Consider the following 15,036-nt stretch of genomic DNA (forward strand, 5'->3'; position numbering starts at 1 on the left):
CCCTCTTCCATGTCCAGAAGTGGACCCATGATCGGCAGGTGCCGCTGGATCTGGTCCACGGACGCGAGTCGGGGCCATTTCTGGACACGCGCGGGAACCCCCACCCCGGCCTCGCCGGTTCGTTGTCAACCAGACGATGGACGATCCGCCCACGCGCCGGGAGGTGCCCCGCACCTAACCTCGAAGAAGCCATCGGGGCGGGTTGAGGAATGCACATGAGCAAGCAGGGCAAGGCGCTGACGAGCAGGACCATGGTGGGCAAGGTCGGCGCCTGGGTGGTGCTGGTCGCCTACCTGGTCGTCTTCGTCGGACTGAGCGGGGTGCTGGGATCACTGTCGACCGCCAGCCGTGACGCCAACCTGCCGACCGAGGCCCAGTCCCGGATCGCTGCCGAGCAGTTGGCATCGTTCCCCGGCTCAGACCGCTCCGTCGTCCTGCTGGTCACCACGCGGACGGACGGTGGTGCGCTCACCCAGGCCGACCTGGGTGGGGTCGCCACAGTGGCTGGCGCCCTGAAGGCCGTGCCCAAGCCCACGATCAGTGAGGACGGCAAGGCCGCGATCACGCTGGTGCCGGTGCCCGCCACCGAGGACGACGCCGCCAACAAGCAGCAGGTCAAGGAACTGCGCGCTGCCGTGGCCGAGCAGCGTCCGAACGAGTTGACCATGCAGATCACCGGAGGTCCCGCGTTCGGCGCAGACATCGCAGCGAGTTTCGAGGGCGCGGACTTCACCCTGTTGGCGGTCACCGTCGGCATCGTCGCCGTGCTGCTGTTGATCACCTACCGTTCCCCGGTGCTGTGGCTCATCCCCCTCGTGGTGGTCGGCATCGCCGATCGGCTGGCCCAGACCCTCACCAATGCGCTGGCGATCGTGTCGGGGTGGCACGGGGAGCCGGGCATCGTCAGCGTGCTCGTCTTCGGGGCCGGAACCAACTACGCACTGCTGTTGATCAGCAGGTACCGGGAGGAACTGCACCGGCACAGCGACCACCGCGTCGCGCTCTGGACGGCATGGCGGGCCAGCCTCGGCGCCATCCTTGCCAGCAACCTCACCGTCGTCGGTGGCCTGATGACCTTGCTGTTCGCCGCCCTCCCGAACACCCGTGGGCTCGGCCTGGCGAGCGCGGCGGGGCTGCTCTGCGCGCTGATCGCTGTCCTGGTGGGACTGCCTGCCCTGCTGGCGATCGTCGGCCGCCGGATCTTCTGGCCCTTCGTGCCTCGGGTCGACTCCGACCAGGTGCAGAAGCCGGGTGTCTGGGGCGCCATCGCCCGCGGGGTCACCGCTCGTCCGGTGGTCTCCCTGGTCGCGGGCCTGGCGGTGCTGGGTGTGTTCGCCACCGGGCTGTTGGGGGTGCGGGTCGGTCTGGACCAGGCCGACCAGTTCCGCGTGGCCTCGGAGTCGGCCACCGGTCTCGAGACCGTGGCCTCGCACTTCCCCGCCGGGGAGACCTCCCCCCTGACCGTGGTCGCGGCCAGTGATCGCCAGGCGGCGTTGCTGAAGGGCCTGGCGGCCGAGCCCGGTGTCGTCCGGGTGCTGCCGACCGGCGCGGACGAGGCTCGTGGCCGGGTGTCGCTGCAGGTGACCGGCAGCCCCGTGCCCGGCACCGCCGAGTCGCTCCAGCTGGTGCGTGACCTGCGGACGACCGCCGCTGCGATCGACCCGACTGCGGTGGTGGGCGGGCAGACCGCCCAGGACCTCGACCAGCGCGAGGCCCAGAGCCGTGACCTCAAGGTGATCGCCCCCTTGATCCTGCTGGTCTGCTTCGTGGTGGTGACGGCCCTCACCCGCTCCGCGATCGCGCCGCTGCTGTTGCTGACGGTCAACGCCGCCAGCGCGGCCGCTGCCCTGGGTGCCGGCTGGTGGTTGAGCCGGACGTTCATCGACAAGCCCGCCTACGCCATCGAGGTCCCGCTGTTCGCCTTCCTGTTCCTGGTGGCACTCGGCATCGACTACACGATCTTCCTCGTCGAACGGATCCGCTCCGAGTACGCACTGCGCTCGGGCAAGGACGCCACCCGGTTGGCCACGGTCGAGGCCGTCCGCCACACCGGCGCGGTGATCACCTCGGCAGGCATCGTGTTGGCCGCTGTCTTCGCGGCACTGGGGGTGCTCCCCCTGGTCGTGATGGGCCAGCTGGGCATCATCGTGTGCCTCGGGGTGCTGGTCGACACCCTGGTGGTGCGCACGGTCATCGTTCCGGCCCTGTTCACGCTGATCGGGCACCGCATCTGGTGGCCTCGGCGTCGCACCGGGGCGGGCGCGCAGGGCTGAGGGCGTGCCTGTGAGCTCACGGGTCTCGACACGCTCGCAGGCTGCCACTCGACTGGCGTGGCGCCAGTCAGGCGCGACGCCGGGTGCGGTTGGCGTACCAGACGCTGAACCCGCCCAGAGCCAGCCCCAGCAGGGTGAGCCCCGCGATGAGCGGCCAGTTGCGTCCACCGTCACGGGGGGTGTTGGCCCCGGTCGGCCTCGATGACTGCGAGGCCTCCGACGTGGGGTCACCCGACGAGGCCGAGGTCGGGTCGGAGGTCGGCTCAGCCGAGGGGCTCCCGGAGGGTTTCGGCAGCGACGGTTCCTCATAGGTGGGCGCCCCGGTGCCGGCGGTGCCGATGTTCTGCAGCGTCAGCGTGACCGGGATGGTGTTCGCGGGCGAGGTGGGGTTCTTCGACAACGTCACCACCACGTAGTACTCGCCGGCGAGGCCAGCGGCCACGCTCGCCTCGTCGAGGGAGTGACGGTTGCGGTAGCGCACCTCACGGGTCCCTGCGGCCAGGTTGACCCCGTCGTCCCAGACGATGTCGGAGTCGGCGTGTGGGGGCTTGTCGTAGCGGGCGTTGGCCTCGCCGCCCAGCGGTGCGAGCAGGGTCAGTTCCATCTTGTCGTAGTCGTCCTTGCCCTTGTACTGGGGCAGTCGGCCGGTCGACAGGGTCGCCTCGAGGCGCTGCCCCCACCCGACGGGCACCTTCAGCACCCGGAACTCACCGGGGACGATGTCGAAGGTGTGGGTGCCCGGCTGCACGCTGGGCGCCTTGGTCAGGCTGGTGGCGGTGACCACCGGGGTGGCCTTCACGGGCTTGATGGGCGTCCACGGGAGCTTGTCCTCGGGAACGGCCGTCGGCAGCGACGACTCCTGCTCGACGGGAGGCTCCTCGAACACGTTCAGCTGGAACTTCTGCTTCGACAGGTCGGGGGCGTCGTCGGCGTCGTCCGCCTCGATCTGCAGCACCAACTGGCTGGTCTGGCACTCGGTGATGGAGTCGTCCCGGCGTCCCGCCGAGTTGGCGCGTCCGGTCATCAGGCCTGCGGTGCGTCCGCGCGTGGTCCAGGCATAGGGGTAGCCGGAGCCGCAGGTCGGGTAGCCGGCGTCCTGGGGGACGACCTTCATCGAGGTGAAGGCGTAGTTCTTGTCGGGGGTCAGCGTCGGGGTCATCGTGAGGCCGGCCCAGAAGGTGGACCGGTCCATGGTGCGGTCGAGCCGGTAGAACTTCTTCTTTCCCGGCGCCGGCATGGTGTCGGTCCAGGTGGCAGCGGTGATCGGGGTCGCTGAGGCGGCGTCCGGGGCTCCCTGTACGGGGGTTCCCGACACCTCGAACGGTTCCGAGGCACGCTTCTTCGCCTGGTTGAGCTGGTCGGTCAGCTCGGCGGTGTCCTTCACGTCGGTGTACTGGCCGCGGCCCACCTTGGCGACGCACTGCAACTGCTGCTTGGCCTTGCCCGCCACGTCGAACCCGACCACGTCGATGCGCACGTCGATGCCCTGGTTGGCCAACTTCTGGGCCGCGGTGCACGGATTGGTGCTGCAGGTCTCCTCGCCGTCGGAGATGAGGACGATGGAGCGCTGTCCCGAATTGCCGACATCCTTCCCCGCCTGCTCGAGGGAGTAGCTGATGGGTGTCTCGCCGAAGGGTTTGAACGTGGCCACGGCCCCCTTGAGGGCAGCCTTGTTGTTCCGGCCGATCGGGACGACGAGCTGGGAGTCAGCGCAGGCGTTGCCCGCGTTGCGGTCGAACACCTTCGCCCCGTAGACCCGGAGTCCCACGTTGGCGGCGGGGTCGAGGGAGTCGATCACGGTGTTGAGGGAGGCCTTGGCGGCCTCCATGCGGGTCTTGCCATCGGCAGCCTTCTCGGCCATCGAACCGGACGAGTCCAGCACCAGCAGCAGCTTTCCGGCCTGCTCGGCGTGGGCGGGTGGGGCGGCGAGAACAGTGGTCCCGGCCACCGTCAGTGTCGCCAGCAGCGCCACCATGATCGTTCGGACAAGACTCCTGGTCGCCATGGGCGCTCCCCTTCGCTCGAAACGCTCCGAGGGTAGCCGCCTCGAGGGTCGGAACCAGCGACGCAGCCTCCTACAGTGGGCTCGTGATCCGCATCGTGCTCGTCGACGACCATCCGGTCGTCCGTCAGGGGTTGCAGGCCCTGCTGCGCAGTGAGCCCGATCTCGACGTGGTGGCGGGCGTGGCCACCGCCCGGGAGGCGCTGGCCGCTGTCGACACCCACCCCCCCGACCTGGTGCTCACCGATCTTCGGCTGGGTGACCTCACCCAGGACGGCGTCTGGCTGGCGGGCCAACTCAGTGCTCGCGTGCCCGTGCTGGTGCTCACCACCTACGACCACGACCGTGACATCGTGCGGGCGGTCGAGGCCGGGGCGTCCGGATACCTGCTCAAGGATGCCTCGCCGGAGCGCATCATCGAGGCGGTGCGCGCCGCGGCGATGGGGCACGACGTGTTCTCACCCGAACAGACGGTGCGGGTGACGGCCACCCTGAGGGGCCCCAGGGTCGAGGTCTCCGACCGCGAACTCGAGGTGCTCTGCCTGGTCGCGCAGGGAGCGACGAACCGCCAGATCGCCAAGCACCTGTTCGTCACCGAGGCCACCGTCAAGACCCATCTGGTCAGGGCGTTCAGCAAGCTGGGGGTCGACTCGCGTACCGGTGCCGTTGCCCGCGCGCGCGAACTGGGACTGCTGCGCTGACGACCCATGTGCGCTGATGACCCATGCGCGCTGATGACCCATGCCGCCGGCGATCCGGGCGGTCAGTGGGTGAACTTCAGCCCCACCACGCAGCCGACGAGCACCACGATCAGCAGCACCCGCACCAGACTGACCGGCTCAGCACCGGTGGCCATGGCCCAGGCCACGGTGGTGGCCGCACCGATGCCGACCCAGACGGCGTAGGCGGTTCCGACCGGCAGCGTGCGCATGGCCTGGGCCAACCCGACCATGCTGGCCACGACGGCGACACCGAACACGATCGAGGGGACGGGCCGGGTGAGACCCTGGGACTTGCCGAGGGCTGTGGCCCACACGGCTTCGAGCAGTCCGGACACGACGAGGACGATCCATGCCATCAGGCACTCCTTGGTTCAGGTGGGGGAGTGGGGTGATGGCCGTCTTGTCCATGGTCCGGGTACGGCTCCCTCGTCCGGGCCCCTGGGGGGCGGTGACCAGCGTCTCACACCCCGGTGACGGCAGCACGGAAGGCGGCGACCACCAGGTCGATCTCGTCCTCGGTGACCACCAGTGGGGGAGCCAACCGCACCGTCTGGCCGTGGGTGTCCTTGGCCAGCACACTGGTGAGCCCGGCACCGCCCCGCAGCAGGCGCAGGCAGACGTCGCGCGCCGAACCCACGGCCGGGTCGATGTCGATCCCCGCCCACAGACCCGCCCCGCGCACCTCGGTCACCCCGTGCCCGACCAGCCCGGCGAGCTCGTCATGCAGCCTGTGGCCCAGGCGCCGCGCGCGCTCCTGGAAGGTGCCCTCCTCGAGCATGCGGACCACCTCCAGTCCCACGGCTGCCGCCAGTGGGTTGCCTCCGAAGGTCGAGCCGTGGGAGCCGGGGGTCAGCACCCCGAGCACCTCGGCATCAGCGACCACGGCCGAGACGGGGACGATGCCACCGCCCAACGCCTTGCCCAGCAGGTAGACATCGGGGACGACCCCCCACAGGTCACAGGCGAAGGTCTCGCCGGTGCGTCCCAGACCTGACTGGATCTCGTCGGCGATGAACAGCACGCCACGCTCTCGCGTGATCCGGCGCACCTCGCGCAGGTAGTCGGGGGAGGGCACATGGATTCCCGCCTCCCCCTGGATCGGTTCGAGCAGCACCGCCACGGTGTTCGGGGTGATGGCGGCCTCGAGTGCCGCGGCGTCGCCGTGGGGTACCAGAACGAAGCCGGGGGTGAACGGGCCGAATCCCTCGCGCGCGTCAGGATCGTCCGAGAAGCTGATGATGGTCGTGGTGCGGCCGTGGAAGTTCCCGTGGGCGACGATGATCTCGGCCCGGTCGGCCGGTACTCCCTTGACGAGATACCCCCATCGGCGAGCCACCTTGATGCCCGACTCCACAGCCTCGGCGCCGGTGTTCATGGGCAGCACCATCTCCTTGCCGCACAGCTGGGCCAGTGCCTCGACGAACGGGCCGATGCCCGCGGAGTGGAACGCCCGACTGGTCAGGGTGACCCGGTCGAGTTGGGCCTTCGCCACCTCGACCAGGCGTGGGTTGGAATGGCCGAAGTTGACCGCCGAGTAGGCGGCGAGGCAATCGAGGTGTCGTCCGCCCTCCACATCTGTCACCCAGGCACCGTCCGCGGCGGCGATGACGACCGGAAGGGGGTGGTAGTTGTGCGCGGCATGCCTCTCGACCTGCTCGATCGCCCGTTCGGTGGCGGACATGATGTCGTCCTTCCTGCGTCAGCGACGCAGTTCGAGGGTGCAGCACTTGACGGAGCCGCCACCCTTCAGCAGTTCGGGGAGTGCCACCCCCACGACCGTGTGCCCGGCAGCCTCGAGGGCCGCCGCGAACCGGGGGGCCGGGTCGGTGAGGACGATGGAGGACCCGTCGCCGAAGGAGTTGAGGCCCAGCACCCCGGCCTCGTCGGCGCCGACCTCGATGGCATCGGGGAAGCGACGTCGGATCTCGGCCTGACTGGGTCCGTCGAAGGCATCGGGCAGGAAGGCGACCGAGTGCGCCACCACCGACATGGCCGTGTCGAGGTGGTAGTAGCGGGGGTCGACCAGGCGCAGGCTGACCACCTCGCGGCCGAAGACGTCGCGCAGTTCCCGGTGGGCTCGGGGGTCGGTGCGGAACCCGTGTCCTGCCAGCAGCACGTCGTCGACGACCAGGATGTCGCCCTCGCCCTCGTTCACGAAGTGCGGCTCCCGACAGTCGAACCCCAGTTCCTCCAACCGGCGCAGGTAGGCAGCGCTCTCGGGCTGGCGCTGAGGATGGGTGAAGGATGCCCCGTAGGCGATGCCGTCGAGGGTGAACGCACCATTGGCGGCGTAGACCATGTCGGGCAGGCCGGGGATCGGCTCGATGAGGTCAACGTCGAAACCGAGCGTCCGATAGACGTCCACCAACCTGCGCCACTGCTCCACTGCCAGCTCGGACGAAGCACCTGTGCTCGGGTCCATCCATGGGTTGATGGCGTAGCTCACCTCGAAGTACCGGGGTTCGCACATGAGCACGGAGATGGCTCGAGGAGGGATCGCTCCGGTGGCTGTGGCGGCCAGCGTGGATGTCGTCATCAACGGAGTCTGACACGACAATCATCAGTAATCCATACCTGAAGCCGAAAAACTTGAGGCGAGAGCAGCACCCAGCCGAAATCTTCCCTGAGAGGGGTGGGGCTGGCCCCCCATCAACGCGTCAGCTGTCGACGGGCCCGATCCACCCAGAAGGGTGCACTGAGGTGGGGTCCCTCGCGCTAGCGTGGATGGCAACCGCCTGTGGCAACCGCCGCAGATCCAGAAAGGAAAACGCACATGGGTGTCGATGACAAGCTGGAGAACGCGAAGGACAAGGTCGTTGGTCAGGGCAAGGAAGCCGCTGGCAAGGCGACTGACGATGAGCGACTCGAGGCTGAGGGCCGAGCCGATCAGACCAAGGCCGACCTCAACCAGGCTGGCGAGAAGGTGAAGGACGCCTTCCGAAGCTGATCACCCTCAGCTGTGGTGGACAACGGCGGGGTCGCACGAATGGTCGCGACCCCGCCGTTGTCATGTCTCAAGGGCCTGCAGTCAGGCCGTCTCGGCATCCTCCGAGCGCAATTCTTTCGGCCGCTCCGCCGTTCGAGCCGGTGCCCGCGTGACGTCCGTGGTCGATACCGGGGAACCAGGGCAGTTCACCCTCCGCTGCCTTCATGATCGAGACGCAGGCGGAGCGCAGGTGCTCGAGCTGTTCGGGGGTGAGCGGATCGATCACCAGTTGGTGCACCGCGTTGACGTGACCGGGGGCGGCAGCCACCACGGCCTCCATGCCCGCGTCTGTCAACGTGGCCAGGATGGCGCGGCGATCGTCCCGGCTGCGACGGCGGATCACCCAGCCCCGCTGTTCGAGCTTGCCGACCACCTGCGACAGCCTCGACAGGGACCCCTCGGAGAGCTGCGCGAGCTCCGACATGCGCAGGGTGCGGTCGTCGGCCTCGCTGAGGCAGGTCAGGACGGTGTACTCGAAGTGCGTGAGGTCGGAGTCGTGCTGCAACTGGGCGCTGAGCAGGGCTGGCAGCCGCACCAGCAGTCGGGCCAGGGCAAGCCAGGCCCGCTGCTCGTCGGCATCGAGCCAGCGGGGCTCGTCGGGGGTGTCGTCGGCACGCATGATCGCCCACTCTAGGTCGTCGTGGGGGCCGCTTGGCCCTCCATCCGGACCGTTCCACCCCCTCGACGGTCGAGGCCCCGGATCCCGGGCACGGACCCTCAGCAGCCGTCGGGCCCGCAGGCCTCCGCGTTCTCGCTGCCGGCGATGCTGATCGGCCGAAGACCTGTCGTCGGGTGCGCCTCGTCCCACACCTGCGCGAGCGCCTGCTCGAAGACCTCGGCTGGCTGTGCGCCCGAGATGCCGTACTTCTCGTGGAGCACGAAGAAGGGCACCCCGGTGACACCGATCATCGCCGCGGTGTCGATGTCCTGTTGCACGAGCGCGTCGTGCTCGGGGGAGTCGATGGCGGCCCGTGTCGTCGTCTCGTCGAGGCCGGCCTCGGTGGCGAGGCGGACGAGCACCTCGGGGTCGCTGATGCGCTCGCCGTCGACGAAGTGGGCGCGCAGCAGGCTGGTCTCGAGCGCGTGGGCGTCGGCGGCCCGGTCTGATCGGGCGGCATGCAGCACCCGGTGCGCCTTGCGCGAGTTGGCGACCTTGACCGTGTCGAAGTTCAGGTGCAGCCCCTCCGTGGCGGCCGCCTCGTTGACGTGGGCGAACATCTGCTCGACCTGGGCCGCGGGCAGGCCCTTGCGTTCGGAGAGGTACTGCAGCTCGGTGCCGTCGTACTGCTCGGGCAGGGTCGGATCGAGCTGGAAGGAGTGGACGGTCACCTCGACCTCGTCGGCGTGCTCGAAGTCGGCCAGGACCCGCTCGAACCGGGTGAGCCCGATGTGGCACCAAGGGCAGGCGATGTCGGACCAGATGTCAATCTTCATGCTTGAAGCAACCTGTGCGCGGTGCGAAACATTCCTCGGGCACCCGTCCCGTCGCGGCCGCGCACGGGCGACCGTGGTGCAGGGTATCTGGCACAGGGGAACTGGCACAGGCCGTGCGCCCTCGCCGGCTCGCCCGTAGGGTCTGCGCATGACTGCTCCGCACCTGTACCTGTTGTTCCCCGGCACGGCCATGGAGGCGCTCGAGTTCTACCAAGGCGTCTTCGGCGGACGCCTGGAACTCAACACCTACCAGGAGTTCTCGCGCACCGACGGGCCCGGTGACGCGATCGCCCACGGCATGCTGACCGACGGATTGGTGACCCTGTTCGCCAGCGATGCCGGCGCCGACGAGGACGCCTTCTCGATGACCGGGGGCATGTTCGCACTGCTGGGCACCGCGGAGCCGGCGACCTTGACCCGCTGGTTCGACGCGCTCGCCGACGGTGGACGCGTGCTGGATCCGCTCGTCAAGCGCCCGTGGGGTGCCACGGACGGGCAGGTGGCCGATCGCTACGGATTGCGGTGGCTGATCGGCTACGAGGACTGAACCAGAACTGGACCGGGGCGCGCCCCCCGAACGCCTTCGGGTGTTCCTGACTGTGCGGGTGTTCTCGCGACACGTGTCCAGAATCGGCCCCGGGATTGCGTCCGGCGGGAGGATGGCGGACGGATGGTCACGTGGTGACCATTTCTGGACCGATCCGAGGGGTGGACCATGGTTGCCGGTGACGCGAGCGAACGTTTCGGACGAAGGGTGGTCAGGCACCTCGCCGTGGGCGTCGTGATCGGCGTGGTCGTCGGGGTGCTGTCGAACCTCGTCGCCCAACTGCCCATGCTGGCCGATGTGTTGCTCGGCTACATCGGCTTCGGGCTGGGCTTCGCCCTGCCCACGTTGGTGAGCGACCTGCGCCTCGGCCCGGATGCCACCCGCCAGCGCATGGCCACCGATGACCCCGGCGCGGGCATCGCCGACGTCATCGCCATCGGTTCCGCCCTCGCCAGCCTGCTGGCGATCGGGGCGCTCATCGCCGGAGGCAAGTCCCAGACCGCCGTCGATGCCCTGATCAGCTTCGTGGCCGTCGGGGTGGGGTGGGTCACGATCCACACGGTCTACGCGCTGCGTTACGCCCGCCTCTACTACTACGGCGAGACCACCGACATCGATTTCAACACCGACGAACCGCCCCGGTTCAGCGACTTCGTCTACTTCTCCTTCAACCTCGGCATGACCTACCAGGTCTCGGACACCCCCACCACCACCTCGGCGCTGAGGCGAGTGGTCTCCGGCCACTGCCTGCTGTCGTGGGTCTACGGCGTCGTGATCATCGGGTCGACCATCAATCTGGTGATCGGGCTGAGCCAGGGCAACTGATTCACGATCCCGCGGGGGTTCCGGTGCGCGCGGCGGGAGCAGCAGTCCACGAGCCCAGCAGGTCCAGCGCGTGAGCGGTGGGCGACCCCGGTTCAGCGGCGTAGAGGGTCAGGCTCAACCCGGGCTCGGAGGCGAGCTCCAAGGACTCGTAGGCGAGTTCGAGGTCGCCGACGACCCGATGGTGGAAACGTTTGGTGCCGGCGCCATGGGTGCGCACGTCATGTCGTCCCCACAAGGTGCGGAATTCCTCGGAGCGGGTCGCGACCTCGCCGACCAGCCGCTGGAGCTGCTTGTCGTGGGCGTCGCGCCCGGCCTCGGTGTGCAGGATGGCGACTGCGATCTCGGCGGCCGTCAGCCAGTCGGGGTAGAACTCGTGGGCCTCGGTGGGGTGCAGAAAGGTGAACCGGACGAAGTTGGGTACCTGTCCGGTCGGGGTGACGTCGTACATGGCCTGGTGCATGGCGTGCCCGAGTTGGTTGGTCGCCAGCAGGTCCATGCGGCCATCGCGGACCAATGCCGGGCCGACGTAGTTGTCGAGGGCCCACCCGAGCGCCGGGGGCGGCGTCCAGATCGAGGGGCTGCGCCGCTGGGCTCGCATGCCCGCCGCGGTACCGTCTGCCGCGTGCGCGAGGTTGAACAGGTGGGCTCTCTCGGCATCGTCGAGCCGCAGTGCCCGGGCGATGGCCGAGAGCACTGAGGCCGATGCCCCGCCCAGGGACCCGCGTTCGAGCTTGGTGTAGTACTCGATGCTGACACCGGCGAGCTGGGCCACCTCGCTTCGTCGCAGTCCGGGCACCCGCCTGTCGCCGCCGGAGGGCAACCCGGCCTCGGCAGGCGAGACCTTGGCGCGTCGGGTGGTGAGGAACTCACGCACCTCGGCTCGCTGGTCAAGGGTGGGGCGTTCACCCGTGCCCCGGGGTTCGCTCGCATGGGAGGGCTGCTCGGGCATGCATCACACGCTAGAGCGAGGGCGACGGCTGTGGGGGTCCCTACCGGTACACCTCATGCCAGTGACTCCCGCCCCGACCGGCGCGGGGGTTGACTGGCGGTGACGGGTCGAGACGGCCCACCCAGAAGACCCAAGAAGGAGACCACCGTGCGAGCAGTTGTCATGCACGCCCCCGGGGACGTACGCGTCGAGGACCGCCCGGACCCCCGCATCGTCGACCCCACCGATGCCGTCGTCCGGCTGGCCGCCACCTGCATCTGCGGTTCGGACCTGTGGCCGTACCGAGGCGCCGAGCCGGTCGACCACCAGCCGATGGGCCATGAGTTCGTGGGCTTCGTCGAGCAGGTCGGCTCGGAGGTGACCTCGGTCAAGCCCGGGGACTTCGTGGTCGGGTCCTTCGTCCTCTCCGACAACACCTGCGAGATCTGCCGCTCCGGGTACCAGTCCCACTGCGTGCACCGCATCTTCACCGGCTCCGAAGTGGGCACCCAGGCCCAGCGCGCCCGGATCCCGATGGCCGACGGTTCGCTGGTGGCCACCCCTGGAACACCGGACGAGGACGTGATGGCGTCACTGCTGGCAGCGTCCGACGTGCTCGGGACCGGCTGGTTCGCGGCTCTGGCCGCCGAGGTCGGCCCGGGAAAGACGGTCGCAGTCGTGGGTGACGGTGCCGTCGGACTGATGGGAGTAATGGCGGCGAGGCAGCTGGGCGCGGAACGAGTCATTGCCATGTCGCGCCATGTCGACCGCCAAGCGCTGGCGCGGGAGTTCGGCGCCACCGACATCGTGGAGGAGCGTGGGGACGAAGGTGTGGCCCGCATCAAGGAGCTGACCGATGGCCTGGGCGCCCACAGTGTGATCGAGGCGGTGGGCACCCAGGAATCGATGATGCAGGCGATCCGGGCCACCCGTGCGGGAGGTCACGTCGGATACGTCGGGGTGGCCCACGATGTCAACCTCCCCGGTGCCGAACTGTTCTTCTCGGGAGTGCACCTGCACGGAGGTCCCGCTCCCGTCCGGGAGTACCTGCCACACCTGATCGACCTGATCTGGCGTCGGGAGATCAACCCCGGCAAGGTCTTCGATCTGCGCCTGCCACTTGAGGACGCTGCGGAGGGCTACCGCGCGATGGACGAGCGACGCGCCATCAAGGTGTTGCTGGAGGTCTGATCCGAACGGACCAGGCGCCAGACCCAGGGGTTGGGAGGCATCTGCTGACAGCGGGCCGACCGCGGGGCAGAGTGGTGCCATGGTCGACCTCTACATCTGCGTCCCCGACTCACGCGCCGCCCTCGCCTGGTATGTCGAGCACCTGGGCGCCCGGGTGAGCGGCGCACCCATGGTCGGCGAGGACGGGTCGGTCGGTCACTGCGAGTTCACCGCCTTCGGCGGCAGGGTGATGATGTCGGACGAGTTCGAGGCCTTCGACGTCGCCGCTCCCCTTCCCGAACGCGGCGCCGCGGTGACGCTCGTCGTCTCGGCGGACGACCTGGACTCCTTGGCGAACTCGGTGTCAGCCGGGGGAGCCCGGATCACCCGGGGCCCCGAGCCCGGAGGACCCACGGGCCGGATCCTCGTCTTCCGTGACCCCTTCGGCCATCGCTGGATGGTGCTGGGCTGATCTGGTGCTGGGCTGATCTGGTGCTGGGCTGATCTGGTGCTGGGCTGATCCTCAGGCGAGCCCGGCGGATTGTCCGAGCCGGGCTGCCTGTCGCATCAGGTGGTCCCGCTCGGCCGTGTTCGAAGCCAGCCCGGCAGCTTGGGCATACAGCGCAGCCGCCACCCGCCGGTCACCCGCGCGCTCGTGCAGGTGCGCGAGGGCTGCCGTGTGGCGGGGGAGGGCCGGGTCGAGTTCGTCCAACTGCGCCAGCCCGGCGCGGGGACCGTCGGCCTCCCCCACGGCCACGGCCCGGTTCAGTTTGGCGATGGGGCTGTCGGTGAGCCGCACGAGTTCGTCGTACCACTCCACGATCTGCACCCAGTCGGTCTCCTCGACCCGGCTCGCATCGGCGTGCAACGCGGCGATGGCCGCCTGCGCCTGGAACTCCCCGAGCCGGTCACGAGCCAGCGCCCCCTGCAGCAGGTCGACCCCCTCGGCGATCAGGGCCGTGTCCCACAATGACCGGTCCTGCTCCGCCAACGGCACCAGGGTTCCGTCCGGCAGCCTTCGGGCCGGGCGACGGGCATGGTGCAGCAGCATCAGTGCCAGCAGGCCCGCCACCTCCTCGTCCGCACTGACCGAGGCCAACTGCCGGGTGAGCCTGATCGCCTCGGCCGCGAGGTCGAGGTCGCCCGAGTAGCCCTCGTTGAAGACGAGGTAGAGCACCCGCAACACCGTCGCCGGGTCACCGGGCTCGGTGAGGCGGGTGTCGGCGATGGTCCGCTTGGCCCGGCTGATCCGCTGCGCCATGGTCGCCTCGGGCACCAGGTAGGCCCGGGCGATCTGCCGTGTGGTCAACCCACCGACGGCCCTCAGGGTCAGAGCGACTGCCGAGGACGAGGTCAGCTTCGGGTGGGCGCACAGGAAGTACAGCTGAAGGGTGTCGTCCGCATCGCTCACCGCTCCCGGCTCCGGCTCGAGTTCGAGCCGCAGCTCCCGGTCTCGGCGGGCCCCCTCGGAACGGCTGGCGTCGATGAAGGAACGCCATGCCACCGTCACCAGCCAGGCACGCGGATGCGCCGGTGGGTCGTCCGGCCAGCTGGTCAATGCCTTGACCAAGGCCTCCTGCACGGCGTCCTCGGCCGCCGCGAACGGGGCGCCGCGGCGGACGAGGACACCGATCACCGTGGGCACCAGGGCTCGCAGCAGGGTTTCGTCCACGCTGGTCACGCCGGTTCCGGTCAAGGGGTGCTGGTGGGAAGTGTCATTCGGTGACGGTGGGGGGCTCGGTCAGGAAGGGACGGATCTCGAGCCATTCGTGGATCGGCTTGCCGCCGTATCCCGGGGCCGCGGACAGTTCCCCCGCGACCTCGAGGGCCCGCTCCCACGAATCCACGTCGATCACCATCCAGCCGGCGATGAGGTCCTTGGTCTCGGCGAACGGCCCGTCGGTGATGGGGGGTCGTCCCTCGCCGTCGGAGCGGACGAAGGTGCCGTCCGGCGACAGCGCCTGGCCGTCGACGAACTCCCCGGTCTGCTCCAGCCTGGCCGACCAGTCGTGCATGTACTGGATGTGGTTGGTCACCTCTTCGGGGGTCCACTCGTGCATCGGGTGGTCGTTCACCCCCTTGGGGGCGCCGCGGTAGTGCTTGAGCAACAGGTACTTGGCCATGGTCATCTCCCTTGTCTCGCGCGGCC

Annotated in this window: 16 protein-coding genes and 1 riboswitch; of the genes, 7 read left to right on the forward strand and 9 right to left on the reverse strand. The window is 69.2% G+C overall.

The window, feature by feature from the left end; genetic code table 11:
• Nucleotides 1-215: 215 nt before the first annotated feature.
• Nucleotides 216-2,273 (forward strand): MMPL family transporter, encoded by a 2,058-nt coding sequence (locus tag QQZ11_RS05965; RefSeq protein WP_284549230.1) that lies wholly within the window; start codon nucleotides 216-218, stop codon nucleotides 2,271-2,273.
• A gap of 67 nt (nucleotides 2,274-2,340) precedes the next feature.
• Here QQZ11_RS05965 and QQZ11_RS05970 read toward each other — a convergent pair whose 3' ends face one another.
• Complete coding sequence (locus tag QQZ11_RS05970) at nucleotides 2,341-4,278, reverse strand: vWA domain-containing protein (RefSeq protein WP_284549232.1); 1,938 nt, start codon at nucleotides 4,276-4,278, stop codon at nucleotides 2,341-2,343.
• Nucleotides 4,279-4,361: 83 nt separating this feature from the next.
• Here QQZ11_RS05970 and QQZ11_RS05975 point away from each other — a divergent pair, with 83 nt between their 5' ends.
• Nucleotides 4,362-4,976: a response regulator gene (locus QQZ11_RS05975; protein WP_284549233.1), complete on the forward strand. Its 615-nt coding sequence runs from the start codon at nucleotides 4,362-4,364 to the stop codon at nucleotides 4,974-4,976.
• A 62-nt stretch (nucleotides 4,977-5,038) separates the two neighbouring features.
• Here the strand turns inward: QQZ11_RS05975 and QQZ11_RS05980 are convergent, their stop codons facing one another.
• The 3 genes from QQZ11_RS05980 to ddaH all read right to left on the reverse strand — a co-directional run bounded on the left by QQZ11_RS05980 (nucleotide 5,039) and on the right by ddaH (nucleotide 7,533).
• Nucleotides 5,039-5,353 (reverse strand): DMT family transporter, encoded by a 315-nt coding sequence (locus tag QQZ11_RS05980; RefSeq protein WP_284549235.1) that lies wholly within the window; start codon nucleotides 5,351-5,353, stop codon nucleotides 5,039-5,041.
• A gap of 34 nt (nucleotides 5,354-5,387) precedes the next feature.
• Nucleotides 5,388-5,449: riboswitch (guanidine-III (ykkC-III) riboswitch) on the reverse strand.
• Nucleotides 5,450-5,457: 8 nt separating this feature from the next.
• Nucleotides 5,458-6,678, reverse strand: coding sequence for an ornithine--oxo-acid transaminase (rocD, locus tag QQZ11_RS05985; protein ID WP_284549237.1), 1,221 nt, complete (start codon nucleotides 6,676-6,678; stop codon nucleotides 5,458-5,460).
• An 18-nt stretch (nucleotides 6,679-6,696) separates the two neighbouring features.
• Nucleotides 6,697-7,533: a dimethylargininase gene (gene ddaH / locus QQZ11_RS05990; protein WP_284549239.1), complete on the reverse strand. Its 837-nt coding sequence runs from the start codon at nucleotides 7,531-7,533 to the stop codon at nucleotides 6,697-6,699.
• 237 nt (nucleotides 7,534-7,770) lie between these two features.
• Between ddaH and QQZ11_RS05995 the strand changes: the two genes are divergently transcribed.
• Nucleotides 7,771-7,944 carry a CsbD family protein gene (locus QQZ11_RS05995; protein WP_022908732.1) on the forward strand — a complete coding sequence of 58 codons (174 nt, stop codon included), beginning with the start codon at nucleotides 7,771-7,773 and terminating at the stop codon, nucleotides 7,942-7,944.
• Nucleotides 7,945-8,011: 67 nt separating this feature from the next.
• Here QQZ11_RS05995 and QQZ11_RS06000 read toward each other — a convergent pair whose 3' ends face one another.
• Nucleotides 8,012-8,602 carry a MarR family winged helix-turn-helix transcriptional regulator gene (locus tag QQZ11_RS06000; protein WP_284549241.1) on the reverse strand — a complete coding sequence of 197 codons (591 nt, stop codon included), beginning with the start codon at nucleotides 8,600-8,602 and terminating at the stop codon, nucleotides 8,012-8,014.
• 98 nt (nucleotides 8,603-8,700) lie between these two features.
• Nucleotides 8,701-9,417 carry a DsbA family oxidoreductase gene (locus QQZ11_RS06005; RefSeq protein ID WP_022908730.1) on the reverse strand — a complete coding sequence of 239 codons (717 nt, stop codon included), beginning with the start codon at nucleotides 9,415-9,417 and terminating at the stop codon, nucleotides 8,701-8,703.
• Nucleotides 9,418-9,565: 148 nt separating this feature from the next.
• On the opposite strand from QQZ11_RS06005, the gene QQZ11_RS06010 reads away from it, so the two are divergent.
• Nucleotides 9,566-9,964 carry a VOC family protein gene (locus QQZ11_RS06010; RefSeq protein ID WP_284549242.1) on the forward strand — a complete coding sequence of 133 codons (399 nt, stop codon included), beginning with the start codon at nucleotides 9,566-9,568 and terminating at the stop codon, nucleotides 9,962-9,964.
• Between the two features lie 168 nt (nucleotides 9,965-10,132).
• A complete protein-coding gene (locus QQZ11_RS06015) occupies nucleotides 10,133-10,789 on the forward strand; it encodes a DUF1345 domain-containing protein (protein WP_022908728.1) in 657 nt (218 codons plus the stop codon).
• A 1-nt stretch (nucleotide 10,790) separates the two neighbouring features.
• Here QQZ11_RS06015 and QQZ11_RS06020 read toward each other — a convergent pair whose 3' ends face one another.
• A complete protein-coding gene (locus tag QQZ11_RS06020) occupies nucleotides 10,791-11,738 on the reverse strand; it encodes a helix-turn-helix transcriptional regulator (RefSeq protein WP_284549245.1) in 948 nt (315 codons plus the stop codon).
• 147 nt (nucleotides 11,739-11,885) lie between these two features.
• Here QQZ11_RS06020 and QQZ11_RS06025 point away from each other — a divergent pair, with 147 nt between their 5' ends.
• Both QQZ11_RS06025 and QQZ11_RS06030 read left to right on the forward strand, forming a co-directional pair.
• A complete protein-coding gene (locus tag QQZ11_RS06025; RefSeq protein WP_284549246.1) occupies nucleotides 11,886-12,908 on the forward strand; it encodes a zinc-dependent alcohol dehydrogenase family protein in 1,023 nt (340 codons plus the stop codon).
• 79 nt (nucleotides 12,909-12,987) lie between these two features.
• Nucleotides 12,988-13,359 (forward strand): VOC family protein, encoded by a 372-nt coding sequence (locus QQZ11_RS06030; RefSeq protein ID WP_284549247.1) that lies wholly within the window; start codon nucleotides 12,988-12,990, stop codon nucleotides 13,357-13,359.
• A 51-nt stretch (nucleotides 13,360-13,410) separates the two neighbouring features.
• Here QQZ11_RS06030 and QQZ11_RS06035 read toward each other — a convergent pair whose 3' ends face one another.
• A complete protein-coding gene (locus QQZ11_RS06035; protein ID WP_284549248.1) occupies nucleotides 13,411-14,583 on the reverse strand; it encodes an RNA polymerase sigma factor in 1,173 nt (390 codons plus the stop codon).
• A 19-nt stretch (nucleotides 14,584-14,602) separates the two neighbouring features.
• Complete coding sequence (locus QQZ11_RS06040; protein WP_022908723.1) at nucleotides 14,603-15,016, reverse strand: YciI family protein; 414 nt, start codon at nucleotides 15,014-15,016, stop codon at nucleotides 14,603-14,605.
• Nucleotides 15,017-15,036 lie beyond the last annotated feature (20 nt).

The organism is Aestuariimicrobium sp. T2.26MG-19.2B, assembly GCF_950101875.1.
Lineage (GTDB): Bacteria > Actinomycetota > Actinomycetes > Propionibacteriales > Propionibacteriaceae > Aestuariimicrobium > Aestuariimicrobium kwangyangense.